The sequence below is a fragment of the Pedobacter sp. AJM genome, assembly GCF_002197755.1.
Lineage (GTDB): Bacteria > Bacteroidota > Bacteroidia > Sphingobacteriales > Sphingobacteriaceae > Pedobacter.
Genome location: NZ_NHOT01000019.1, coordinates 1 through 25,711, shown reverse-complemented (window position 1 = coordinate 25,711; position 25,711 = coordinate 1). Strand labels below are relative to the sequence as shown.

The following is a 25,711-nucleotide window of genomic DNA, read 5'->3' as shown; positions in this document are numbered from 1 at the left end:
CATTTGGATTAATTTTCACGTTTTTTGTTTTTGGTATAATCATGATTTTACTTATAAAATTTTTTATGACAAAAACTATAGTAGTTTATTTTGATCAGTGTTTTTTTTACATAGAAGAAAATAAAAAACAACTAAAAAAGTATAAGAAAACGGATATTTCAGGCTTTTACAGTTACGATTATGAACGGGTAGAAAAGTCGTTTATCTCTATCCAAATCAAATTAAGTAATGGGAAAAATATCAATTTAACAGATACGAGTACATCGCAAACTATAGATAAAGAAAAAGCAAAACTCTTAAGAAGATTTTTAATTACGGCAAAAAAGGAGTTAAACTTTTCTTTAGTAAATAAAAATAGTCTGAGGTCAATTCAAAAACTTGGGGCATGCTGGTATTCCAAGTTAGAATAAATTTTTTATTAATATAATCAAGGTCGATCCATCGCTGGCGCATGCGTGCCGCGTGTGCATTATGAGCAAAGGTCCAATAGATTTAGGTGAATAATAAAAAAGTTGAAAAACTTTACATATGCGCCAGCAAATGGGCCTGACCGAAACAATTCCGAAACAAAATAACGGGAAACTTTTTTTTGTTTCCTCGCTAGCGTACGCTTGCCGCGTGTGAACTACAATACTTTAATTTCGTGCGGTGAGACACCGCCCGATAGAATGAAATTTAGATAGCTAATTTACAAATATAATACTGCTAATTGCAAGTATAGAACTATCAACCGCAACGTCTGAACTGCCGACCGCAACGTCTGAACCATCGATTGCAACGCCTGAACTAACGACTGTAACGTCTGAACTACCAACTGCAACGTCTGAACTATCAACCGCAACGTCTGAACTGCCGACCGCAACGTCTGAACCATCGATTGCAACGCCTGAACTAACGACTGTAACGTCTGAATTACCAACTGCAACGTCTGAACTATCGACCGCAACGGCTGAACTGCGAACTTAGAACTGTTAACTGCAAGTATAGAACCGCGAACTGCAAGTACAGAATAATAATTTAAAATGGCCGCTACATGCCTAAATTTAGAATGGGAAACAATTTACCGAGAAAAAAAAATGCTTCGATCAAACATGATATGGTTAGTTGCCTGAGCAATGAAAAACATGGTTCAAAATCAATAGAAGAATTTAAAAAGTTATGCATTCCTGCCTGCTCAATGTACGCTCAATCTCACATCTCATTTCTCACATCTCAAATCTAACCCTGCGTTTCGTTCAAAAAGCGTATTTTTGCAGGCAATGGGAACACTCGTAGATTTAGGAATAAAAGGATATAGAAATTACGGTACATATTTGCGCGAAAAGTATAAAGGACAGCGCGTATTTAAAGTGATCGTAGATGGAGGATTTACCTGTCCTAACCGTGATGGAAGCAAGGGCTTTGGCGGTTGTACTTATTGTAATGTAGATTCTTTCACCCCCGAACCCTCCAGGCAGAACCCGAATATTAAAGATCAGTTGATTGAGGGGATGACAAGAGCAAGAGCCTCCTATCGTGCAGATAAGTATATTGTATATTTTCAGCCCAATACCAACACCTATGCGCCCGTACATTATTTGAAAATGATGTATGACGAAGCTTTATCCATCAATACAGAAGATATTGTAGGTTTCTCTGTGGGCACTCGGCCAGATTGCATTGATGCCGAAAAGGTAGCATTACTGGAAAGTTATGCCGATCGCTTTGATGTTGATTTAGAAATGGGCATGGAATCTATTTACGACGAAACGCTTGATCAGATTAACAGGGGTTGCAGTCATGCTGAGTTTGTCGCTGCGGTGAAACTTTTGGAGAACAGTAAGCTAGACCTTTGCGTGCACACTATCTTCGGTTTTCCGTGGGAAACCAAAGCGCAGATGTATGGCTATATTCACGAAATTAATCGTTTCCCGCAAATCAAATTTGTTAAATTCCATCATTTGCATGTAGTGGAAGGTTCTATTATGGGGGCTAAATATAAAAAAGAACCATTCAAGCTGTTTACTTTAGAAGAATATACCGATTTACTCTGCGAGTTAATTCCATTGCTCCGTCCGGATATTGTTATTCAGCGATTATTTGGTATTTCTGACTGGGATTTATTAATCGCACCCAATTGGGGATTAAATAAATCGGCAATTCAGACTTATATGGATAAAGAATTAGAAAAAAGAGGCATCGTGCAAGGATCATCGTATTTACCTCAATAACTGAATTTTTTATAAAATTTTTAGAAAACCTATGATTTTTTCATGGGTTTTTTGTTTTATAGATCTTTTTTATTTAGAAAACGTCTGATTTGTATTGCCATCTTAGCGGTTTGTGTTAAAATTTCGATTTTAATTTTATTAAAAAATGCGATCAAAAAGGATTGTTTTTTTATTAATTGGTATTTAAAATCGATTAAATCTTATTGTTTTATAAAAATTTAATGTTTTTGTTAGAAAATTAACATTTTATAGTGTTAAAAATTCAATATGTTGTATTTTTATAGAAGTAATTCGGAAATAATTAAACTATTTATATCAACTAGCAAAACAAACTAAAAAAAAGATGACTAAACTTTCACTAAAACAGTATGCGCCATTCTTGATCTTGATGATTGTCGCGATTCTAGCCCTATTTATTCCACTTCTTCCAAATTTTGATGAAGGAAAATACAGTGGTCCGGATATGGCATTTATTTTAATTGCCGCAGCATTGGTTTTTTTAATGACACCTGGTCTGGCATTTTTTTATGGCGGCATGGTTCACCGGAAAAATGTGCTTTCTACCATGATTAAAAGTGTAGTGGCTGCAGGTGTAATTACTGTGCTTTGGATTGTTGTAGGTTTTAGCTTAGCATTCGGCGATACTATCGGCGGCTTTATCGGCAATCCATCTACCTTTTTATTCTTTAAAAATGTAAATTCAGGTGCGCCGCATTTACAGGGAGGTTCAGACTTAACTATTCCACTTTCCTTATTTGCAGTATTTCAATTAATGTTCGCCATCATTACACCTGGTTTGGTTGTTGGAGCAGTGGCAGAACGGATCCGTTTTACATCTTATATCTTATTTATTGTATTATTTGCCGTATTTGTTTATTCGCCATTGGCACACTGGACATGGCACCCTGAAGGTTTCTTATTAAAAATGGGTGTGTTAGATTTTGCTGGTGGAACGGTAGTACATATCTCTGCAGGTATGGCGGCTTTAGCAGGAGCCTTGGTTTTGAAACGCAGAAAATCGCATATGGAGCATAAAGAAGTTCCGCCTGCAAATATCCCTTACGTGTTAATCGGTACAGGATTATTATGGTTTGGCTGGTTTGGTTTTAATGCAGGTTCTGCATTGGGGGCAAGTAGCTTAGCCGTATCTGCTTTCTTAACCACCAATACCGCCGCTGGTGCCGCTGGTTTATCCTGGATGTTTTTTGATGTAGCCAGAGGTAAAAAACCTTCAGTTTTGGGTTTTTGTATTGGCGCAGTAGTTGGTTTAGTAGCCATTACCCCTGGTGCGGGTTTCGTCAGTATTCCATCAAGCATATTTATCGGGGTTATTGCTGCGGTAATTTCCAACCTGGTTGTTTCATGGAAACAAAAAACAAGTTTAGATGATACTTTAGATGTATTTCCTTGTCATGGAGTCGGAGGTATTGTTGGGATGATTTTAACAGGAGTTTTTGCGACAAAAACAGTAAACAGTTTGGGTAATGATGGTTTATTCTATGGTAATCCGGAATTCTTTTTCACACAGTTGAAAGGTGCAGCCATTGTTATTGTGTTTAGTTTTGTGGTATCATTCGTAATTTTCAAATTCATCAACCTGATTCAGCCCATCCGTGTATCTGAAGAAGAAGAAGAAATGGGACTTGATGAATCGCAGCACAATGAGAAATACTCTCAGGGAACTTTACTGGTTGAGGAAAGAGCGATCTATATTGAAAGAAACAGTCCGGTAACTGAATCCATTTCTTAAGCCCTAAAAACTATATCTAAACCCCAATAGCTCAAACATGAAGAAATTTTTAACTGCTGTATTTACTATGGCCAGCACTACGTGTGCCTTTGCTCAAGAGACACCAAACTCACCTCTTGAAATTTCAGGATCAGTAGATACTTACTTTAAGTATGATTTTGCCAAGAAACCCAATATCAAAACCTCATTTGCATCAGATCACAATTCTGTTTCCTTAGGTATGATTGATCTGGTGCTTAAAAAAAGAACAGGTAAAGCTTCATTTGTTGGAGAGCTATCTTTTGGCCCGCGTGGGCAGGCGCAGTCATTGATAAACGCAGCTGAAGATGTTTCTTCATTCCATATCCAGAATCTATATGTTAATTATGATTTTACTGATCAATTTTCCATGACGGCTGGTTATATGGGGACCTTTATCGGATACGAAGTAATTTCTCCTGTAGGGAACTTTAACTATTCCACTTCGTATTTATTCACCAATGGTCCATTCCAGAACGCCGGGATTAAGGCAACCTATAAATTCTCTGATAAAGTGAGTTTAATGGCTGGTTTATTTAACGACTGGAATGTGTATACCGCTACCCGCGGTGTATCGAGCGTTGGTGGTCAATTAATGATTGCCCCGGTTGAAGGATGGACAGCTTATCTGAATGTATTATCTGGTGCAGGTGCCGGTGGCTATGGAACCATTGAAGACTTAACCACCTCTTATCAGATTACCAGTAAATTTAAATTGGGTTTAAATGCAGCCAATTATGATGTCGACAATGATGGCGGTGGTTATGCTGGTGCAGCACTTTATCCGCAATTTGCTGTTGCAGATGCGGTAACACTGGGTTTAAGAGGAGAGTATTTTAAATATAAAGAAGTGGCTGGAGTAGCTGGTGATAAATATACGGCAGTAACTTTCACTGCCAATATTAAATCCGGAGGGTTAACGTTCATTCCTGAGGTGCGATTGGACCATAACGGTAACAAACCTTTTGTGAAAGAAAACGGCATGGCGGCACCAAACGCCGGACAATTCTCTTTAGCTGCGGTCTACGCTTTTTAAATGGATTTTTTAATAGAAGCCGCCAGCATTCAAAACTGGCGGCTTTTTGTTACCTTTAAATATTACAGCATCCATTAATTAAATGCAATGAAATACGGCTTACTTCTGGTTTTTACTTTATTTTCCATTACTTTATCTGCACAACAGAAACTGTTTACTACAGCTGAGGATGGTAAATTTATTTATTATAAGATCATAGATTCTCAAAAGGTTGGTAAGGATGTATTGGTACAACGTGCCAAAAATTTCATTAACGCACAGCAAAAAATAATTCAAACTGAAAATCAAACAGATTCATCTTTAACAGCAAAAGGGAAATTAATTATTGATAAAACAGTATTGGTGGTAGGGCATCCAAGTGGAGAAGTCATCTATAACCTTAATTTTGAGGCCAGAGATCATAAATACAGATTTTGGCTCACTGACTTTAAATTTATTCCATATCAAAGAGATCGGTATGGGAATTTTGTGGCCACAACACACATTGGTTCGCCTTTAGAAAAAAAGGTAGATAAACTTACATCAGGGCAGTGGAAAGATATTCAGGCCGCAGCTTACCAGAAGGTTGAAAAGTTCGGGGAAAGTTTAAAGAAGTTTTTAGCATCTGATGCAACAGTTAAAAAAATAGCTAAACCCGCAGAAACGATTTCCACTAAAAAGTGGTAAGCCAAACAACTACTAAAGCTGACCAAAAACTTCTACTACTTTTTTAAACCTGAAATCGAAAATAGCATTGATCTTTTTATGTACGGTAACGGCATTTGCAATCTTACCAATTGGACCATAACCTATAGCATAATGCAAAATATCACGCATTAAAATTCCATTTTCAATTTTACTAAAATGGTGTTGGTGATGCCAGAATGCAAAAGGACCAAAGCGCTGCTCATCAACAAAATATTCCTTTTCTTTTACATGAGTAATCTCAGTCATCCAATCAAGTTTAATGCCCAATAAGGGCGAAACTTTATACGTGATAATCATACCAGGATACATCTTCGTTTGTTCCATATTTGGGGAAGTCACATCAAAGGTCATATCTTTCGGCGTAATCTCGGCAAGATTTAAAGGAGAGGAAAAGAAATCCCAGGCGGTATCTAAATCAACTGGCAGTTTTTGTTCGAATGCTAATCGGTATGTTTTCAATTTTCTATTTTAGAACATAACAGCAGAGAAGACATTTTGTTGGGATTATTATTTACTGGTGAGCAACAAAAACGCATGAAAATATAGGGCAAGCTACTAAATAAAATTAGCCTTCTCAAATTGCCCGTGAAATTAAGCACTGAGCGTACAGAGAAAGTACACAACACACGCTGAAGTCTGTTTTTTTATATCTCGTTAGGCGTGAACTGGATGAATCCGATGGGTTAGTTTAACTGATTTAAGATCTGAGCACAAAGCATGTAAAGCGAATGCAACGTCACCTGTTGATTTAGCTTTGACAACTTTGGCAGAATATGCCTGCCGGGAGTTGTCAAAGCTATTTATATGTAAATCTAATGCACCATCTTATCTGCACAGGTAGAACTTGCGAAGGCTTCAGGCTTGGCCTTAAAAATAAAGCCCATACTCATGATGTATCCCATGGCATCATTAAGTGCCTTGTTGGATTTGAAAAGTGGATTCGTATTAATGTCTGCATGAACTTCAAGTGCCACATCATAAACATCCAGTAAATCGCAAATGGAGTAAGCCGTTTCTATAGATTTTTGCACTTCCACCAGCATTCTTTCTTTTATGCTGACCTGTTGTGTGCTCTTTTCCTGGTGGATATACATGAAACCACCATGATGCTCTCTCAGCAATACAATTACTGTTGCAAAATCAGTGATGGCACCTTTAACCTGTGAGTCGGTTCCAATACAAACTTTAAGCTTAAAGCCCTTTTCAGTTTCTCTGATAATAGATTTTTCGATTTCCTCGTGGATGGAAGATTGAATAATTTCACCACTAAATTTTTTCCAGGTCATACACAATTTTATTGAGGTTAATAAATGGTAATCAGGTTTTTATAAAAATAAGTGCTATAAGTTAAATGCATGTTAATGTTAAGTTGTTTATTTGCTAACAAATGTTTAGTTATCAACAAGTTAATTAATTTAAATGATATTGGCAGCTGCTTTTTGAAACAAATATTCCAGCCCGTCGTTAATAATGGTATTATCTCACTAAATACTTTAATGTTATGAAAGCCGAACTCATTCAAGAATTTCAAATGTTGCAAAATAGTAGAGCTAACAAATTTGCAGATGAATTAACCGACAGGTTTATGTCATCAGTAGACCTGGTTACCGAAAAAGTGAACTCTTCCATCTCTAAAAGAGGAAACATGCTGTTGCTTTTGGAAAAAAGGTTAAATTTCTCTCTTTTAAAGCGATTTAAGAACAAGTTTTTCAAGTTCTAGTTCATGGCAGCTTCCCGGAGGCTAAGAAATGTTTATCTTTGACTCAATGATAGAAAATGCCTTAAAAAGATTAAATATTACTGCGCTCAATGAGATGCAGGAAATGGCGGTTAAGCAGGGAAAATTGAGGAAGGATATCTTATTGATCGCCCCAACCGGCTCCGGCAAAACTTTAGCATTTTTACTTCCATTAATTTCCAGCTTAAATGCTGAAGTGAAGGGTGTACAGTCGCTGATTCTGGTGCCTTCCAGAGAGCTTGCATTGCAAATTGAGCAGGTTTTTAAGCAGATGGGTACACCCTTCAAAGTGAATTGCTGTTACGGTGGCCATGCCGTGCGGGTAGAAAAAAATAACCTCGCACATCCTCCGGCTGTTTTAATCGGAACACCTGGGCGCATCGCTTACCACCTGGAGCACCATCATTTTGACGAATCATTTATTGAAACGCTCATCTTAGATGAATTTGATAAGTCTTTAGAATTTGGTTTCGAAAGGGATATGTTATACATCATCGGGTCTCTATATTCTTTGAAACAGCGGATACTGACTTCCGCAACTAAAATGGAAGAAATTCCGGCTTTTGTAAAGCTGAACAAACCTGCTGAAATTGATTTTTCTAAAAATATTCAGGTTAAACCCGATTTAAAACTCAAAAAAATAACAGCCCCGGCAGCTGATAAACTGGATGCTTTATTTAAGCTTTTAAGTAAAATTGGCAGTAAAAATACACTGGTTTTTTGCAATCACCGTGAAACGGTTGACCGGATTAGTGATCTGCTGTTTGAAAATGGCTTGGGGCATGATGTTTTTCATGGCGGAATGGAGCAATTTGACCGGGAAAAAGCGTTGCTTAAATTCAGAAACGGAAGTCATAAAATCTTAATTACCACTGATCTTGCCGCCAGGGGATTAGATATTCCGGAGGTGGAATATATTGTGCATTACCAGTTGCCTTACACGGAGGATGCTTACATCCATAGAAATGGAAGAACAGCACGAATGAATGCAAAAGGCACGGCGTATGTTGTACTTACTCCTGAAGAAAATTATAAATACCTGCCAGAAAATGTTGAGGAAGAAGACTTATCTAAACATTATCAATTGCCTGAGGCCAGTGATTGGGTTACGCTATATATACCAAACGGTAAAAAGGATAAGATCAACAAGATTGACATTGTGGGTGTTTTTCTTAAAAAAGGTGAATTAGAGAAAGAAGATTTAGGATTAATAGAGGTGAAAGATTCTGCCAGTTATATTGCTGTCAAGCGCAATAAAGTTGAAAACTTGCTGAAGGTTTTGAGTAATGAGAAAATTAAAGGGAAAAAACTTAAGCTGGAAATAGCGAGTTGACGTTTTTTTGAAAGCTAAAGTTGATACTTTTTTTCATAAGTTCATGGTAATTTTACTGCCTTCAAACATTTAAACATTCTATCATTCAATCCTTCTATCATTCAATCCTTCATTAATTCAATCCTTCAACAATAAAAAACATGAGTAACAACGATATATTAAAAAAACTAAGAGTAGCATTATCATTAAAAACAGATGATATCATTACGATCTGTGACCTGGTAGGGTTTAAAGTAACCAAAGCAGAGTTGGGCGATATTTTTAGAAATGAAGATCACGAGAATTTTAAACCTTGCGGCGACCAGATTCTGCGTAATTTTTTAAATGGTCTGGTAATTTACAAAAGGGGTCCGAGGGATGAAAAAAAGCAATAATTTATGCTTTTTAATATTTTTTTTAATTTCTATATTTTCTCTTAACGCTTTCGCTCAATCGCCGGTAAAAATCAGCGGACAAATAATCGATTCTCTAAAAAATCCTATTGAAGGTGCTGGTATCCGCTTAATTATGGCTGAGGATACGCTCCGTACAACCTCTGATGCCAAAGGAAATTTTGCCTTTTCAAAAGTTAAACCATCCAAGTTTTATCTCTCCATTACAGCATTGGGATATAAATCCTTTGCATCTGTTTACGAAACTCAACAATCAAAAAAGAGTTTAATTCTGGAACCTATTTTACTTAAAGCAGAAACCATCCACCTGGAAGATGTAGAGGTTAAAGTAAAAGTAGATCCCGTTAAAATCAAAAAAGATACCATCGAATATAATGCCGGTGCTTATACCATAAGGGAAAATGATAAAGTTGAAGATCTGCTGAAGCAACTGCAGGGCATTGAAGTTGATGAAAAAGGTGGAGTTACGGCTATGGGCAAAAAGATGACCAAGCTTCGGGTAAACGGGGAGGATTTTTTTACCAATAATGTAGAAGATTATATCAGGCAGTTACCTGCTGATATTATTGCCAAGCTACAGGTGATTGATGATTATGGCGATCAGGCTAATTTTACGGGCATCAAAACGGGCACCCCTGTTAAAATGTTAAACCTCGTAACTAAGCCTGGAAAGGATAATGGACTGTTTGGTAATGCAAATGTAAGCTCGGCCACCAATAATGCCAATAACTTAGGAGTTAATGGCAATGTGTGGGAAAAAACAAAACAAATTGGCTTTGGTGGCCGCTATGGCATTACCAATAACGAATTTACAAAGATGGATAATGTTGCCCTGAACGGGAACATCAGGGAAAAGGTCTCAAAAGAACTGAACTACAATGGGGGCTATAACATTAGCCGTGGGGCAAATGAATCTATTCAAAGCAATTACCTGGAAACATTTAATCCACAGGGAACCATTTACGATTTAAGGCAGAGTAACAATAGTGCTAATTCTTTGAACAATAGCATTAACCTTGGTTTAACCGGCACTACAAAAAAGAATTATTTTAATGCTTCCCTTAACGGAACTTTAACGGATGCCAGAAATGAAGCCATAATTAATTCCAATAAAACGGGCTATATTAAGCAAGATCTGATATCTGATGCCGGATCAAAAAGCAGTAACGCCAACCTAAATGGTAATGTTAACTGGTCAAGGCGCTTAGCAAATCCTAAACAATCCCTGTCTATGGGATTTAATTTTGGAAGCGGCAAGGGAAATTCGAACAGTACCATTCGAGATATGATCCGTTATTATAATGAAACAACTAATATCCTGGTAAAAGATTCTCTTCTGAACAGATTGGTGGATAATAATACTTCGAATGCTACTTTTGGCGGTAATATCCAGTTCTCAGATGCATTAAAAAGGGCAACAGATAGTACCGGTACAGGTTATTTGAATTTTACTTATCGTTTTTCTGTAACCAGAAGTCAGCATGAGCAAACTACAACCGTTACCAATCTGCCTGGGAACAGTTTTGTGGTAGATTCACTTGGGCAGGATTATGTATCCAGCTTTATCAATCAAAATATTGGAGTGAGCTATAACCTCAATAGTAAGCTGCTTAGTTATAATATCGGACTCAATTTTACCCCAAGTATGATCATGGGCAGAGACCGCAATACCGGACAGCAGTTGAAAAAATATCAGTTCAATTATGCACCATCTGCAAATTTAAGTTATCAGCTTAAAAATGAAGGTAACCTGAGTTTTGGATATAATGGTACAACGAATTCACCAGATTTTAATAAACTCCAGCCTATCAGAAACAGTAATGATGTCCAAAATCTCATTATCGGCAATCCGGATCTGAAAGCCACATCAAATCATACAGCTGATCTGAGCTATAATAAATATGGAATTAAATCCGGATTAAGTATTATGGCAGGTTTAACAGGAACTTTTGCCTTTAACAGTGTGGTGAGCAATACCATCTTTCTGAGGGATACATTAAACAGCCTAAAGCAACAAACCACTTACGAGAATGTAAACGGCATTTATAACCTGGGTGGAAATTATTCACTGAATAAAAGGTTACTGAATAACAAACTCTCTTTATTGTTTAACGGAAACATAGCCTATAGCCATAATGTTTTTTATACTGATAATGTATTAAACCGCAGCAGTGGGATTAACATTTCAAATGGATTCAGGTTTAGCCTGAATGAGAAGAAATATGCAATAAATACCAATGTATCCTACAGTTTCAGCTCCAATACTTATGCGGTAATGAATCAGAATATTAAAAATATTCAGGTACTTGCATTAGGTGGGAGCGCCAGCTGGATTCCTAATAAGCATTTCAGGGTGAATGCATCTGCCGCTAAAAGCCTTAATTTTGGCTATAGTTTATATGCAGGCAACCCCTTGCTGGTTAATATGGGATTAAATACATCGTTCCTGAAAAACAATAAACTGGTTTTTTCAGTACAGGCTAATGATTTGTTTAATCAGGGCGCACTCTTTAGCACCAGTATAACTAACAATTCCATTTCCGAAAACAGAACGCGTTTTATCAGCCGTTTTGTGCAGGCTACCCTGATTTATAATTTAAGCCAGTTTGGAAATAAAAAAGGGAGATCAGCAGCATTTAATGTTGATGACAATGAATCCTATTAATGACATAATTGCTATTTTAGCATTCAATATACAATTATGAAAAGTAGCCTACTATTCTTTATTTTATTCATCTCCACCTGTCATTTTCTTACAGAAGATTCAAAAATTAAGGATGTAAAAGAGAAATCTAAAAAGGAAAATTTTGCAGACGATTGGGCCGCACTAAGTAAGTATCAAAAGGAAAATGAACTTTTGATGGCCCAAGGTAAGAAAGAAAAAAGTGTTGTCTTTTTGGGTAGTTCCATATTTGAGTTCTGGAAGCAAAAAAGGCCTGAATATTTTAGCAATAATCCTTACATCTGCAGGGGTATAAGCGGACAAATTTCTCCACAGTTGTTGGTGCGTTTCAGGCAGGATGTTATTAATTTAAAACCTGAAGCCGTAATTATTTTAGCGGGAAGTAATGATATTGCAGGCAATACAGGGCATGTAACCAATGATAGCATCATGGATCATATTAAATCAATGGCAGAGTTGGCAAGGCTTCATGATATTAAGGTAATCCTTTGCAAATACCTGCCTGTTTATGCATATCCCTGGAACAAAGATATTCAGCCTGCAGATAAAATTGTAGCACTGAATCAACTCATTGAAATGTATGCCAAAGAAAATAAATTGACCATTTTAGATTATTGGACACCATTAGTAGATGATAAAAAGGGGCAGCGGGCAGAATTAACAGTTGATGGCGTACATCCAAATTTAGCAGGATATAAAATTATGGAAGCCGTAACTGAAAAAGCCATTGATGAAGCCTTAAAAAGAAAATTATAGCATGAATACCCACAAATTCAATTGTGGGTTATTTTTTAAACAAAACTTTCAATAATATTTGAAAATACAATAAGTTGTGTTTATCTTTACTTCGTGAAAGAGGTTAAGTTAGTGCATCAGGATGATATACTATTTGGCAGATCGTCGAATTGATCCCCTTTTAAATATTCACTTTATTAAATCCATTCGGAATGAGTTACAATTTAATAGGATATTGCATTTTTATAACGGTTATTATTTTAATCATCGTTATCGTAGGGGAGATCTGCTATCGAAACGGGAATGTTTTTGTTGGAGCACTTATCCCTGACCATTTGGATTTATGTTTGCAGATTAATAAGACACTTCTGATTTGCTATTACCTGGTAAATATAGGCTATTGCGTGATGACGCTTGCCACCTGGGAGATCATAAATTCGCCTTTGCAACTGATTGAAGTATTGGTGATCAAGGTGGGCATTATTATTTCCGCATTATCGGTGCTCCATTACATTAATATTTTCTTGCTTACCAATGCCATTCATAAATTAATTAAATAACAATCTAAAAATTTAATCATGGAAACTTCAAAAATTTTAATCGGCTATGCTATTTATCTTCCTGTGGTACTTTTTTTAACCCTCTATGTTTCAAGAACATTATTTAAAAACAGTAAAATTTATATGCTCGATATTTTTAAAGGACGGCAGGAAATTGCCAATGCTACCAATAAGCTTTTTGAAACAGGCTTTTATTTACTGAACATTGGGTTTGCTTTGTTAATTATGAAAATTACCGCCAGTTTAAACAGTTATCAGCATTTGGTAGAGGCTTTAGGAACTAAAATAGGCGGGTTTTCTATTTACCTCGGGCTGATGTTATTCATCAATCTCTACTTGTTTTTTAGAGGTAAAAGAAAATCAAAGGATAATTATAACCCAGGCACAATGGTAACACCAGTTTCTAATTAGCTAATTTATTTGAAGAAATGGTTGCGGTTTGTCTTCTGGACGAGTAAATGAACCTTCAGTAAATCATCAATCAGCCGCTGTAATACAAAAAAGTCCCGACTTTCATCGGGACTTTTCATTAATCTAATTTTTTATATCTGATTCGTTTTGGCGTAACATCACCCAAACGTTTTTTGCGGTTTTCTTCATAGTCCGAATAATTTCCTTCAAAGAAATACACTTCAGAGTTACCTTCAAAGGCCAGAATATGCGTACAAATCCTATCCAGGAACCATCTGTCGTGACTAATCACCACGGCGCAACCGCCAAAGTTTTCTAAAGCTTCCTCTAAAGCACGTAGCGTATTCACATCAATATCATTGGTCGGCTCATCCAGCAAAAGTACATTTGCGCCTTTTTTCAAAGTAATGGCCAGGTGAACACGATTCCGTTCACCGCCTGATAACACACCCACTTTTTTCTGCTGATCGCCACCATTAAAGTTGAATTTGGACACATAGGCACGACCATTTACAGCCTTTGTGCCCAATTGAATGTTATCCAATCCATCCGTGATATTTTCATAAACGGTTTTATCAGCATCCAGGTCATTATGCATCTGATCTACATAACCCAGTTCTACCGTTTCACCCACGCGGAAGGTTCCTGCATCGGCTTCTTCCTGACCTGTAATCAGGCGGAACAATGTGGTTTTACCTGCACCATTGGGGCCAATAATCCCAACAATTCCAGCAGGAGGCAGAGAGAAGTTCAGGTTATCAAATAATATTTTATCACCGTAAGCTTTGGTTACATTAGTGGCTTCAATTACCACATTGCCTAAACGTGGTCCGGCAGGAATAAAGAGTTCCAGTTTGTCTTCTCTTTCTTTGCCATCCTCAGAAGCTAATTTGTCGTAGTTTGCTAAACGGGCCTTAGATTTGGCATGACGTGCTTTTGGTGCCATCCGTACCCACTCCAACTCACGTTCCAGTGTTTTCTGACGTTTGCTTTCGGTTTTTTCTTCCTGTGATAAACGTTTGGCCTTTTGATCTAACCAGCTGCTGTAATTTCCTTTCCATGGAATCCCTTCGCCGCGATCCAATTCTAAAATCCATCCTGCAACGTTATCCAGGAAATACCTGTCGTGGGTTACTGCGATTACAGTTCCTTCGTAGTTTTGTAAGAATTGTTCTAACCAATCGATACTTTCGGCATCCAGGTGATTGGTTGGCTCATCCAATAAGAGTACATCAGGATGTTGAAGCAATAAACGGCACATGGCCACCCGGCGGCGCTCACCACCTGATAATACACCAATTTTAGTATCCGGATCAGGACAACGTAAGGCATCCATGGCCCTTTCTAATTTCGAATCAATTTCCCAGGCACCCAAAGAATCGATTTTATCCTGAAGTTCGCCTTGTTTGGCCATTAACTTATCCATTTTATCTGGATCAGAATAGTTTTCTTCCAAACCAAAGGCCTCATTCACTTCTTCGTATTCTTTTAAAATGGCAGTAACTTCGGCAACGCCTTCTTCTACCACCTCGCGAACGGTTTTTTCTGGATCCAGAATCGGCTCCTGAGCCAGATAGCCCACAGAATAACCCGGAGAGAAAACCACTTCACCTTGGTATGATTTATCAAGGCCGGCAATAATTTTTAAAAGAGACGATTTACCAGAACCATTTAAACCGATAACTCCGATTTTTGCACCATAAAAGAAAGAGAGATAAATATTTTTTAAAACCTGTTTTTGTGGGGGGTAAATTTTATTTACACCCGCCATAGAAAAGATTATTTTTTCGTCAGACATGATTATATTCTTATATTAGAGTGTTTAAAAGCTTATTTATTTACCAGTATGTTTAATCGTTATTCTGATCAAAACTGGCATGCTAAAACCGCATACAAAGATAGAAACAACAAGACCATAACAAAATGGTTTGTAAAGTATATCAATAATAAGAATGAGCACATGCAAAACAACCCATTTTCAAAAGACTAAATGTCATAAAACCAATTAATTTTCAGTGAGTAGCAATAACAATCAGATAATCAATGCCTTTTCACTGAAATCCATTCAGCCTAAAGAAAATAATGCTTACTGCTCTTTTATAAGTCTTTACCGGGCCTATCATAGCCCTCAGAAATATCAGGAAAATACCAATCAAGATTTTTTTAAGATTGAAAAAGTATTTCTTTCCCATTTTAACATTGGAATTTTCGAGACTTATGATTTTTTATATGGGTACTGTCACAGCGATGATGAGTTTAAGAAATGGATTACAGACAAAATGGGTAAAAAGGCCTATTTAGAAGCTGTAGAGAAATTTAATTCATGGTATGTGGGTATGGTAGATTGTTCTGATCAAACTTTTTCAAAAATATTAAACGCTGATCAATTGGAATTCTGGGATAAAAATGGCTACCTCAGGATACCGGGTTTGGTTAATGAGGATGATTGTAACCGTGTGATTGGTGTAATTACAGAGATGCTTGGATTAAATCTAAAGCAACCATCTAGCTGGTATGGCCAACATGATTTGCTTCAAGGTATAATGTTGCAGCTCTATCAGAATGAACATATTGCAAAAATCAAAAATTCTGATTCAATCAGGCAGGTATTTGCGCAGTTGTATCAAACTGATGCTATTATAGCAAATACCGAAAAGCTAGGGTATAATCCGCCAGAAACAGATAGTTTCAATTTTAGAGGTAGTCCTTTACACTGGGATATAGATTTTTCAACAGGCATTAAATATCATATACAGGGCTTGGTTTACCTTAATGATGTGCCAGAGGAGAGGGGCGCACTCTCACTAATTCCTGGATTTCAGCATGAGATAAACTCTTTTCTTCAAATGTATGCCCATCCCGATCATGCTATTGATATTTTAAGGCAGCAAAATCGTCAGATAGCTGTAGCAGGAAATAAAGGTGATTTAATTTTATGGTTAGAAGCGCTTCCTCATGCCGCAACTGCAAACCGATCTAATCACCCCAGATTTGTACAATATATTAGCTTTACAAAACTTTAGCCCTATTCAGAACTTTTACGATCATTGGATATTTATTAATTTTTCACGTATAATTAATGAATTTATTGATCTCATTATAAATTAAAAATAACGCAATGCTCTTATTTCAATTTACAGGCTTATCAGGCGCAGGCAAAACCACGCTTGCCCAATTGGTTAACCAACGGCTTACAGCGCTTGGTTATTCCGTTAAGGTAATTGATGGTGACAGCTACCGAAAAACATTGAATCATGATCTTGGTTTTTCCCCTGCTGATCGCCTTGAAAATATCCGGCGTCTTGGTCATGTAGCTAACGAATTTGTTCAGCAGGGTACTATTGCTATAATTGCGGCTATTAATCCATATGAGGTTGGTAGGCAGAAATTACGTGAACTTTATGATGCGAGAACAATCTGGATTGATTGCCCGATTCATCAGCTCATTCTGCGTGATACCAAAGGTTTATACCGTAAGGCGCTTTTGCCGGACGGACATAAGGATAAGCTATATCATTTTACAGGCATTAATGATGTATTTGAAGATCCGGTACGGGTAGATCTACACCTCAATACGCAAAAACTTACTGAAGAGGAAGCTTGCGAACAATTAACTGACTTTATTCTTTCCCAAGTTGAGCCAACTAAACTTTCTCAGGTAAATCATCATATTTAATAACTTTTGCTAAATATGTACTTTATTATTATAACAGTCCATAGAAAAAGCATATCAAAATTTGGTAAATAAATTAAAATAGCTATTCCGGTCTTTTTGTACAAAGCCACTTTTGCATGGCAGGGTAAGGATTTAGTCCATGAATTTTTGCTTGATTTTCATCATAAGTCATTCCAAGCCATTGCAGCAAGGGAACGCCTATAAATCTGCCTTCGCTAAAGTTTCCAATTATTGATTCTGAAGCGTTTTTATAACCATGTTCATGAAATACCACAGCAGTCTCAATCCCCAGATACATACAAGCGGCATAAGACCAGCCAATAGCCATGAGCTCACCACCATTGTGTAAGTCTCCATTTTCAAGATTGCCGCTCATCTCATTTCTAATGGCAGGCGGCATGCAGGCCAAATGCCCGGCTTCATGTAAAATATCGCCCGGGTAAAGCAATTTCTCCACATCGATTATCAATGTTCCCGCACGTAATTTAAGTCCTGGTAAAAAGGTTTCGGTGTTGATTGGTTCAAGGCTATAACTGATGCCGATCTCCCTTAAAAAGGTCAGTATGTGGTTGGTAAGATGATCCATATTGATTTAAGTGTTTGCAATTTGTGCCTTCCGCAATTCTTCGAGTTCATGGTAAAAATTAAAAGCTTGTTGCTGGTAAACAGGGATGGCTTCATCTGGCTGTTCTTCATGAAAAACCTGATCAGGATATTTTGCATTAAAGCCGCTGCGGGTTTCTATCTGCGCCCAATCGGCTTTATTCAGTTCTACGCCGGTAAATCTGCAGAAACGCTGCATCATATTGATAATTCCTTCATTGTAATTAAGCAATAAACTCATCGGGTCTTGCTGTGAAGCAAGAATAAAAGCTTTGAAATAATTCTCCAATACTTTAATGGTATGGCCATCGAAATCAGCAGGACTGATCTTCTCATTTTCTATTCCTAACAATTCGTTTGGAATCACCCCGGGAACGGCTTGCATCCCTCGTAATTTCTGGTGCGAGCGCATAACTTCGTCAGGTTTGCGGTACAGCAGGATAAATGGGACATGGGGATAAAGTTTTCTGAGCAGGGGCATAAAATGAATGTGCCAGCTATCGGTTTTGATAAAAAGATGCTTTCTTAATCCTTCAGTGGTTTGGCCATAAATTTTGATCACTGCTTTAATCAGTTCTTCCCGGTTTAATGGAGAAGACCAATTACGGTTTTTATTTAAGCGCAATAATTCATCAATAAAGGGTACTTCTGGCAGTACAATATGATGATTGTTAAGGCAGAGCGATTGGGAGATTAGTGTAGAGCCACATCTGGACACATGAAAAATGAATGCGGTAGGAGCGATGCTGTTTAGAGCCGATGACCACTCCGGTAATACGCTGAGATCGGTAGAAGGCTTAAAGGCATTTGAGTTATAGGGGTGACTCAGGCATTTATTGATGGATTCATTAAAGAATGGTCCGGTAAAAGGAACTCCGTTGGTATAAAGCCATCGGCAGCTGTAATTTCCTTCATTTTCATTAAGCTGGTACGGAATCCAGTGCTTTAAATGTGATTCGTTCATGCTTTGCTCTTGATTAAATCATCATATTCCTTTTGAAATTCAGCTGCCATTTTAAATGAATGTGAGGTTTGGTGCATTTTTAGTGCAGCAATCATTTGTTTCAATAATTCAGGATCGCGGTTTTGATCAGGGGCATGGGCAATGATTTTGCTATCTAAAATGAAATGTTCCAGCCAGGGATTTACCTTGCAATCTATAACCAGGTGGATTCTGTCGCTATGCCCATCATTAGTAACCCGGTGGGGCAGGTTTGCATTGATGTACCAGCATTCACCTTCATTCATGATCACACGATCGTTATTCACATAAAACGCTACATCAGGATTGGTATGTACAGGAATATGTAGCCTGGCTTCACCTTTTTCGAAAGCCAATTCAGCATCGCAATGTTGTTTAATGACTGCTCCGGCAGCAAGATTAAGCAATCTTACCGACATGGCCTCGCAGTGCATCTCATCTATCAACTGTTTTACAGCAGGAAATAACAACATATTAGGATGATCTTTATAATGGTCTGCCATGCCCAAATCCGGGATTATACTGTCAGCACCCCCGGGAGTACGTAGTGGAAGGACTGTCCACAATCCCTGATAATGAGCTGTATTGAAATGATTTATCCAATTTGATCTTATTCTTTTGAGTTCATGTTGGATCTTTGAAATTGGAACATGGATGTCGGCCTTTGAGTAGATTACCATTGCAAAGCAAAGATTAATATTTAGATTTTCGAATCTAATATTAAAGATGATAAAATGTATACTTAAAAGTAAGTATTTGAAAAATACTATTTGATGTTAACAATTTATTAGATAGATTTACCTTTAATTAACGATATCTCAATCTCATCCTAGTGAAAATAATTCTTTTTTCTAACTATCGCTCTTCTCTGTCTGTTATTGATTATTTCAATACGATAGGCTACTTAAGTGCAGTGGTATCAACTGATAAGCTTAGAGATAACCATCTGGAAATTGAAAGTTTCTGTAAAATAAAAAACATTCACTTTTTTAAAGTTCATAAGTATGATCTGGAGATACACATTGAGCAACTTTTTGCTGAAATACAGCCAGATGTAGCCATTATGTTTGGTTTCTCGTACCGTATTCCTGCAAGCATATATGAATTCCCTCTGCTTGGTTTTTATAATATTCATTATAGTATGCTGCCTGCCTATCGTGGGCCGGATCCAATTTTCTGGCAAATAAAAAATGGAGAAAGCAGTAGCGGAGTAAGTATTCATAAAGTTGATGAAGGTTTTGATACCGGTAATGTGGTGATGCAAAAGGTTATACCATTTATTCCTGGCGAGACCTGGGCAATAGCAGACGGACGACATGGCATAACAGCTACGGATATGATTCTGCAATTTATTGAGCAATTGAATCAAATGCCCCCCCATCCCATAAAGGAAATAAACCCCTCAAGCAATTACACAAAAGTCAAAGTTGAAGATCTCACCATTGATTGGAATAGCCAGACAGCAGCCCAAATTGAAAACCTGGTTAATGCAAGCAATCCTGTTTATGGCGGTGCCATCACTACCTTTCGGAAACAACCTGTAAGAATATTTGAAGTTTCCCCTGTAGATGGCAAAGGCCAGGCAGGTGTATTTCCCGGTACGATTATTCATGCCGATGGTAGTGGTTTGTTTGTGCAATGTGTGGATGATCACTTATTGCGGATTAATATTCTAAGTCTCAACGAAGGTGTATTGTCAGGATTTAAACTGGTGGCATTGGGGGCTGGAAAAGATGAACGCTTCGAAGCCGGGCAGCTTGTAGCCACTGTATTGGATGTAAATTAATTAAATAAATCAAATCTAAACAAATCTAAAATTATGGAACTTTATCTGGGAACTATTGTATTATGGGCAGGAAGCTATTCGCCTGTAAGTTTTACACTTTGCTATGGTCAGTCATTAAATATCAATAGCAATGCGGCTTTATACGCTGTTATTGGTAGTACCTTTGGCGGAAATGGTCAAACGACTTTCAACCTGCCGGATTTCAGAGGGCGTGTGCCACTTGGAGCCAATGCCGTTGCTCCGAATGTTCAACTGGCATTAGGTGCAACTGTAGGTAGCCCGTCGGTAAATGTGACTTCCGCCGTTGCCGGTACAGCTACCGCTACTGTAGGGAGTGGCTTAACGGCATCTGGAAACATTACACTTACATCCAGTCAGCTTCCTTCGCATAATCATGATATTCCTGCGCTAACTGTAAATATCAGCATACCGGTAAATAACGCAAGTACAATAGGCAATTCTACAGGCGTTCCAACTACTTCCAATGTACTTGGACAAGGCTTTATCGCTGCAGGATTAGGCAGTGCTCCGGCAAAAATATACGGACCAACGCCTTCAAATACTACGCTTTCTCCATTTAATGCAACATCGACTGCAGCAACTTCGGGCAGCACGGGTACAGGTGCTGCAATACCAGTGAGCTTACCGGTAACAGGTAATTTTACATTTCCATTAACTGGTGCCATCGCTTCAGCACCAAATGTTCCTGTTGTACAGCCATCACTGGGGATCAATTTTCTTATCTGCACACAAGGCTTGTTTCCTAGTCGTAACTAATAGAAGTTTTGAAAAAAATAGGATTATTAATTCCTTTTTCAGGAGAATTTCCCTCGTTGAGGGAAGTACTCCTGAACCCTTTAAAAAACTATTGCAATGAGAAGGATATAGCACTATTTCCTGAATTTATTGGTAATGGTAATCCTAAGGGAGTGGAAACAGCTATTGAAAAGTTATACTATCAGGAAGATGTAGATGTTATTTTAGGTTATGTCTCTTACCACGTCATGATTGGCTTATTTGATAAGGTAAAAAAGTTCAGGCCTAAAAGGTTTATAAACATCAGCTTAGGGGAAGTGATAACAGATGATTTCCAGTTGCTGCATCCTGAAAACTACATTCTGATTGGTTATCATGCCTGGTGGATGCAGTCTATGCTTGCCTATTGGCTTGCCGATCAGCTTAAGCCTGAAAGCTGTCTGGTCTGCACCTCTTTATATGACGCAGGATATAGTTTGCTGGAATGTTTCCGGATCGGCTACCATAGTGGATGCTCGAACAAACTCGATTATTCGATTTTAAAAAATAATCCTGGAGTTTCCAGTGCTGATGCGTTGATCGATGAGATTAAAGACAGAAATCCATCGCATGTTCACGTATTACTTTGCGGACAGGAGCTTGATGATTTTATTAAAAAGTTTCAGCAGGAAATTACGTATAAGCCTACCATCTCATTTTCTTTTCCTGTTGAAATTAAAAGTGATTTAAGTCATCCGGCATTCAGCAACTGCTATTTTGCCGGAGATCTCCATTTATACGATAAGGGCAACGCTTTATTTGAGGCACCCTATAAACATATATTTTCAAACGTAATGGATTCTATATTACGTTACCTGAATGGTGAAGATCCCAGGAACAATCACCTGGTCATCTTTGAGGCTGATTTATGTGATCAGACTTTCAAGGCTGTTGAACAATATGTCCAGTTCCCGGATATGACGGATGCATTTAAAGAAAGTGCCCAATCCCTGCCCGTATGGCAAAACCCTTACCTGTGTATTTAAACTTTATGATATGAAGAAAATTTTACTCTTTATTACTGTCCTTTTTTGTTTGTGTAGTCTTAAAGGCTATGCCCAAATAGGATACAAATTTACGAGAGCACAAGAGAGTATAGTTACATCAGGTGATGTAGGTAGTTACATCTCTAATCTCAATAAATTTACCGTTGAATTTTGGGCCAGGCCATCGGCTAATAGTAACCTAATGTTTACCAGTATTTATGTTCCTGGTTCTGCAGGGCAAACTGAATTAGGCGGATTTGGACTTTATCAAAATACCTTGATTGTATCCATTGGTTCTGATTTTGCAGGGTTTTCACAATCGATTGATTTAGGGAACAGACTATCAACTGTTGGGTGGCACCATTTCGCCTATGTATATAATGGTGCCGATTGGCTTTTTTACGTAGATGGTTCATTAATAAGTTCAAATTCAGATCAAGAAGGACTGAACGGTGCTACGCCAAATTACAGTGGCTCTGGTTTGACTCAGTTTAAAATCGGTGGACTGAGTGATGGTTCAACTGTTACAGGCGCATTGGATTATTTTGATGGCAGTATGGATGATTTTCGGGTTTGGAATACTGCACGTACCCAGGCTCAGCTTTCATCCAATAGAACTGTTGAATTAACCGGTACAGAAACTGGTCTTGTACTTTATTATAAATTGAATGAGCAAAGCGGTCAGGTGGTTAACAATTCAACGGCACTTTCATTGAATGGTGTGCGTGGTTCAACCTCAGGGACAGAAACTCAAGATCCTGCCATTAATCAATTGGGAATTGTTACCGGCCCGCCGATAACGACTACTAATGCAGCAACAAGCATCACGGGAGCGGGTGCTGCAACCTTAAATGGAACTGTAAATGATAATGGTGGGACTGCTACGGTTAGTTTTGATTATAGTACAAATTCTACCTTGAGCAGCGGCGTTACGACAGTAAGTGCCACTACCGGCGGTACTGTAAATGCAGGAACAGGAAATACATCATCAAGTGTAGGCCTTACAGGATTAACCGCTGGAACAACTTATTATTTTAGAGTAAAGGCTAGCAATGCTGGAGGCTCATCGAATGGGAGTATACTTAATTTTACCATACCTGCAAGTTCACCAACAGTTTCCACAGATGCTGTAACCAGCATAACGACGTCCTCCGCAACAATGGGCGGAAATGTTTCAGCGGCTGGCGCAACAGCTGTGAGTGAGAGAGGAGTGGTATATGCTACAACAATAAATCCCACAACTTCAGCTACCAAAGCATTAACAGGCTCTGGAACGGGCACCTTTACTGGAACAGTAAGCGGACTTTCGCCAGCTACAACATACCATGTCAGGGCTTATGCAATTAATACTATTGGTACCAGTTATGGAGCTGATCAGTCATTTACAACTCAGGCCGTCACCGCACAACCAACAGTAGCCAGCCCTTCAAATGGCAGTTTAATCACTACGACCGCCCCAAATTATACTGGTACTGCAACAGCGGGTGCAACCGTTACGGTTTACGTAGATGGAGCATCGTTAGGTAACACAATAGCAACTGGCGGGAACTGGTCACTCACGCAGCCGACTGCACTGGCACAAGGTTCGCATACGGTTTATGCAACTGCCCAGGTAAGTGGTAATGCAGTGAGTGCTAACAGTACAACCAATACTTTTACGATTGATAGCACCAGGCCATCAGTGGTGATCACGAGCACTGCAGGCGCATCAGGCAGTTCAACAAGCACTTCACCAATTCCATTTACGGTCACCTTTTCGGAGACTGTAACGGGTTTTGTAGCAGGAGATATTACTCCAGGAAATACCACAATCAGTGGTTTTTCAGGAAGTGGGACAACGTATACTTTCAATGCCACGCCAACCACAAATGGTGCGGTAACGATTAGTATTGCAGCCAATGTAGCACTGGATGCAGCTGGCAATGGCAACACCGCAGCCAGTGCATTTTCTATTACCTATGCACCAGCAACAGCTGCGCCAGTATTGATAATACCTTCCAATAACGGTACAACAACATCTACAAAGCCTGCTTATGCCGGTACTGCTCCGGCAGGTTCCATCATCACCATTTATGTGGATGGTATAGCTTTGAGTAATACCACAACGGCCACATCTGGTGGGAACTGGGCTATCTTTCAGCCGACTGATCTTGGAGAAGGTTCGCATACGGTTTATGCTACTGCACAAAGCAGTGGAAATTCGGTGAGCGCGAACAGCAATACGAATACTTTTACGGTTGACTCGCAGCGTCCATCAGTGGTGATTACGAGCACTGCCGGTGCATCAGGCAGTTCAACAAGTACTTCACCAATTCCGTTTACGGTCACCTTTTCGGAGGCTGTAACGGGTTTTGTAGCAGGAGATATTACGCCGGGGAACGCTACGATCAGCGGGTTTTCAGGAAGCGGAACGACTTATACTTTTAATGCCACACCAATAGCGAGCGGTTTGGTAAACATTAATGTTGCAGCAAACGTAGCCCAGGATGCGGCTACGAATGGGAATACGGCAGCAAGTCCGTTTTCTATTACCTACACTCAGGCATCTCAAATTACCGCTTCAGCCGGGTCTTTTCCATCAGCATTAAGCACAACTTATGGAACTGCATCAACATCAACCAGCGTAACCGTATCAGGTACAGGTTTATCTGCAGGTATTACGGCTACGCCCTCTTCAACCAGCAATTTTGAGGTGAGTGCTGACAATGTGAACTATAATTCTTCAGTTACCATCGGAAGTTCCGGAACAGTATCGGGAACGGTATATGTCAGACTAAAAGCAAATGCGCCAGCTGGTACAAATATTACAGGAAACGTGGTGTTAACCAGTAGTGGTGCAAACAGTCAAACAGTGAGCATACCATCAAGTACAGTTGCTAAAGCAACACTAACATATACCGCAAATACTTCATCTAAAGTTTATGGTGACGCTGTTCCGGCTTTATCAGGAACAGTTACCGGATTTGTAAATTCGGAAACCATCTCTACAGCAACAACGGGTACAATTAGCTGGTCAACTTCCGCAACAACAAATTCAGCTGCTGGTTCGTATGGAATTACCGGAACAGGATTAAGTGCCAGTAATTATGATTTTGTACAAGCTTCAGTCAATTCCACAGCTTTAACGATTACACAAAAAATGATCACGGTAACAGCTGCCGCGAAAAGCAAAACCTACGGAGATGCTGATCCTGCACTGACTTATACCTTTGCTCCGGCACTGGTGGGTACTGATACTTTCACGGGAAGTTTAAGCCGTTTGCCAGGCGAAAACGTGGGAACTTATGCCATTAACCAGGGTACACTTGCACTTAACGGCAACTATACTTT

General features: G+C 38.6%; 24 protein-coding genes. 18 read left to right on the top strand and 6 right to left on the bottom strand.

Annotated features, from left to right (window positions below; all coding sequences use genetic code 11):
- The 5 genes from CBW18_RS20745 to CBW18_RS20720 all read left to right on the top strand — a co-directional run.
- On the top strand, window positions 1–410 hold a 410-nt coding region (locus CBW18_RS20745; RefSeq protein ID WP_216359278.1), incomplete at its 5' end, for a hypothetical protein.
- A gap of 849 nt (window positions 411–1,259) precedes the next feature.
- Window positions 1,260–2,210: a TIGR01212 family radical SAM protein gene (locus CBW18_RS20740; protein WP_088303282.1), complete on the top strand. Its 951-nt coding sequence runs from the start codon at window positions 1,260–1,262 to the stop codon at window positions 2,208–2,210.
- Window positions 2,211–2,553: 343 nt separating this feature from the next.
- On the top strand, window positions 2,554–3,960 hold the full coding sequence (locus tag CBW18_RS20730; protein ID WP_088303280.1) for an ammonium transporter: 1,407 nt from the start codon (window positions 2,554–2,556) through the stop codon (window positions 3,958–3,960).
- Between the two features lie 37 nt (window positions 3,961–3,997).
- Window positions 3,998–5,014 carry a porin gene (locus CBW18_RS20725; RefSeq protein ID WP_088303279.1) on the top strand — a complete coding sequence of 339 codons (1,017 nt, stop codon included), beginning with the start codon at window positions 3,998–4,000 and terminating at the stop codon, window positions 5,012–5,014.
- An 87-nt stretch (window positions 5,015–5,101) separates the two neighbouring features.
- Complete coding sequence (locus CBW18_RS20720) at window positions 5,102–5,680, top strand: DUF4468 domain-containing protein (RefSeq protein WP_088303278.1); 579 nt, start codon at window positions 5,102–5,104, stop codon at window positions 5,678–5,680.
- A 12-nt stretch (window positions 5,681–5,692) separates the two neighbouring features.
- On the opposite strand, the gene CBW18_RS20715 is transcribed toward CBW18_RS20720, so the two are convergent.
- Window positions 5,693–6,160, bottom strand: coding sequence for an SRPBCC family protein (locus tag CBW18_RS20715; protein ID WP_088303277.1), 468 nt, complete (start codon window positions 6,158–6,160; stop codon window positions 5,693–5,695).
- A gap of 353 nt (window positions 6,161–6,513) precedes the next feature.
- Window positions 6,514–6,987 carry a ribonuclease H-like YkuK family protein gene (locus tag CBW18_RS20710; protein ID WP_088303276.1) on the bottom strand — a complete coding sequence of 158 codons (474 nt, stop codon included), beginning with the start codon at window positions 6,985–6,987 and terminating at the stop codon, window positions 6,514–6,516.
- 215 nt (window positions 6,988–7,202) lie between these two features.
- Between CBW18_RS20710 and CBW18_RS20705 the strand changes: the two genes are divergently transcribed.
- From CBW18_RS20705 to CBW18_RS20675, 7 genes are all read left to right on the top strand, one after another.
- On the top strand, window positions 7,203–7,421 hold the full coding sequence (locus CBW18_RS20705) for a hypothetical protein (RefSeq protein WP_088303275.1): 219 nt from the start codon (window positions 7,203–7,205) through the stop codon (window positions 7,419–7,421).
- A 46-nt stretch (window positions 7,422–7,467) separates the two neighbouring features.
- Entirely contained in the window at window positions 7,468–8,772 is a 1,305-nt protein-coding gene (locus CBW18_RS20700) for a DEAD/DEAH box helicase (protein WP_088303274.1), read from the top strand.
- Between the two features lie 140 nt (window positions 8,773–8,912).
- Window positions 8,913–9,146 carry a DUF1456 family protein gene (locus tag CBW18_RS20695; protein ID WP_029287857.1) on the top strand — a complete coding sequence of 78 codons (234 nt, stop codon included), beginning with the start codon at window positions 8,913–8,915 and terminating at the stop codon, window positions 9,144–9,146.
- Window positions 9,130–11,829 carry a TonB-dependent receptor gene (locus tag CBW18_RS20690; protein ID WP_088303273.1) on the top strand — a complete coding sequence of 900 codons (2,700 nt, stop codon included), beginning with the start codon at window positions 9,130–9,132 and terminating at the stop codon, window positions 11,827–11,829. Before CBW18_RS20695 ends, CBW18_RS20690 begins: the two co-directional genes overlap by 17 nt.
- A 36-nt stretch (window positions 11,830–11,865) precedes the next feature.
- Window positions 11,866–12,603 (top strand): GDSL-type esterase/lipase family protein, encoded by a 738-nt coding sequence (locus CBW18_RS20685; RefSeq protein ID WP_088303272.1) that lies wholly within the window; start codon window positions 11,866–11,868, stop codon window positions 12,601–12,603.
- Between the two features lie 191 nt (window positions 12,604–12,794).
- Window positions 12,795–13,142 (top strand): hypothetical protein, encoded by a 348-nt coding sequence (locus tag CBW18_RS20680; RefSeq protein ID WP_088303271.1) that lies wholly within the window; start codon window positions 12,795–12,797, stop codon window positions 13,140–13,142.
- A gap of 18 nt (window positions 13,143–13,160) precedes the next feature.
- Window positions 13,161–13,553, top strand: a complete 393-nt coding sequence (locus tag CBW18_RS20675; RefSeq protein ID WP_088303270.1) for a hypothetical protein — start codon at window positions 13,161–13,163, stop codon at window positions 13,551–13,553.
- Window positions 13,554–13,671: 118 nt separating this feature from the next.
- Here CBW18_RS20675 and ettA read toward each other — a convergent pair whose 3' ends face one another.
- Entirely contained in the window at window positions 13,672–15,351 is a 1,680-nt protein-coding gene (gene ettA / locus CBW18_RS20670) for an energy-dependent translational throttle protein EttA (protein ID WP_088303269.1), read from the bottom strand.
- Window positions 15,352–15,568: 217 nt separating this feature from the next.
- Here ettA and CBW18_RS20665 point away from each other — a divergent pair, with 217 nt between their 5' ends.
- Together CBW18_RS20665 and cysC are read left to right on the top strand one after the other, a co-directional pair.
- On the top strand, window positions 15,569–16,576 hold the full coding sequence (locus CBW18_RS20665) for a phytanoyl-CoA dioxygenase family protein (RefSeq protein WP_088303268.1): 1,008 nt from the start codon (window positions 15,569–15,571) through the stop codon (window positions 16,574–16,576).
- A gap of 95 nt (window positions 16,577–16,671) precedes the next feature.
- Complete coding sequence (gene cysC, locus CBW18_RS20660) at window positions 16,672–17,229, top strand: adenylyl-sulfate kinase (protein WP_088303267.1); 558 nt, start codon at window positions 16,672–16,674, stop codon at window positions 17,227–17,229.
- 82 nt (window positions 17,230–17,311) lie between these two features.
- On the opposite strand, the gene CBW18_RS20655 is transcribed toward cysC, so the two are convergent.
- Genes CBW18_RS20655 through CBW18_RS20645 form a run of 3 tightly spaced genes read right to left on the bottom strand, consistent with a single transcriptional unit; the run spans window position 17,312 to window position 19,494 of the window.
- On the bottom strand, window positions 17,312–17,815 hold the full coding sequence (locus CBW18_RS20655) for a hypothetical protein (RefSeq protein WP_088303266.1): 504 nt from the start codon (window positions 17,813–17,815) through the stop codon (window positions 17,312–17,314).
- Between the two features lie 6 nt (window positions 17,816–17,821).
- A complete protein-coding gene (locus tag CBW18_RS20650; RefSeq protein ID WP_088303265.1) occupies window positions 17,822–18,796 on the bottom strand; it encodes a sulfotransferase family protein in 975 nt (324 codons plus the stop codon).
- On the bottom strand, window positions 18,793–19,494 hold the full coding sequence (locus CBW18_RS20645; protein ID WP_088303264.1) for an aspartyl/asparaginyl beta-hydroxylase domain-containing protein: 702 nt from the start codon (window positions 19,492–19,494) through the stop codon (window positions 18,793–18,795). The genes CBW18_RS20650 and CBW18_RS20645 overlap by 4 nt, the downstream gene beginning before the upstream one ends.
- Window positions 19,495–19,646: 152 nt before the next feature.
- On the opposite strand from CBW18_RS20645, the gene CBW18_RS20640 reads away from it, so the two are divergent.
- The 4 genes from CBW18_RS20640 to CBW18_RS20625 form a co-directional block, all read left to right on the top strand.
- Window positions 19,647–20,600, top strand: coding sequence for a methionyl-tRNA formyltransferase (locus CBW18_RS20640; protein WP_088303263.1), 954 nt, complete (start codon window positions 19,647–19,649; stop codon window positions 20,598–20,600).
- 33 nt (window positions 20,601–20,633) lie between these two features.
- Window positions 20,634–21,377, top strand: coding sequence for a phage tail protein (locus tag CBW18_RS20635; protein ID WP_088303262.1), 744 nt, complete (start codon window positions 20,634–20,636; stop codon window positions 21,375–21,377).
- Window positions 21,378–21,385: 8 nt separating this feature from the next.
- Complete coding sequence (locus CBW18_RS20630) at window positions 21,386–22,381, top strand: hypothetical protein (RefSeq protein ID WP_140418731.1); 996 nt, start codon at window positions 21,386–21,388, stop codon at window positions 22,379–22,381.
- A 10-nt stretch (window positions 22,382–22,391) separates the two neighbouring features.
- Window positions 22,392–25,711 (top strand): MBG domain-containing protein (locus CBW18_RS20625; protein ID WP_172406594.1); only part of this gene is annotated, 3,320 nt, incomplete at its 3' end.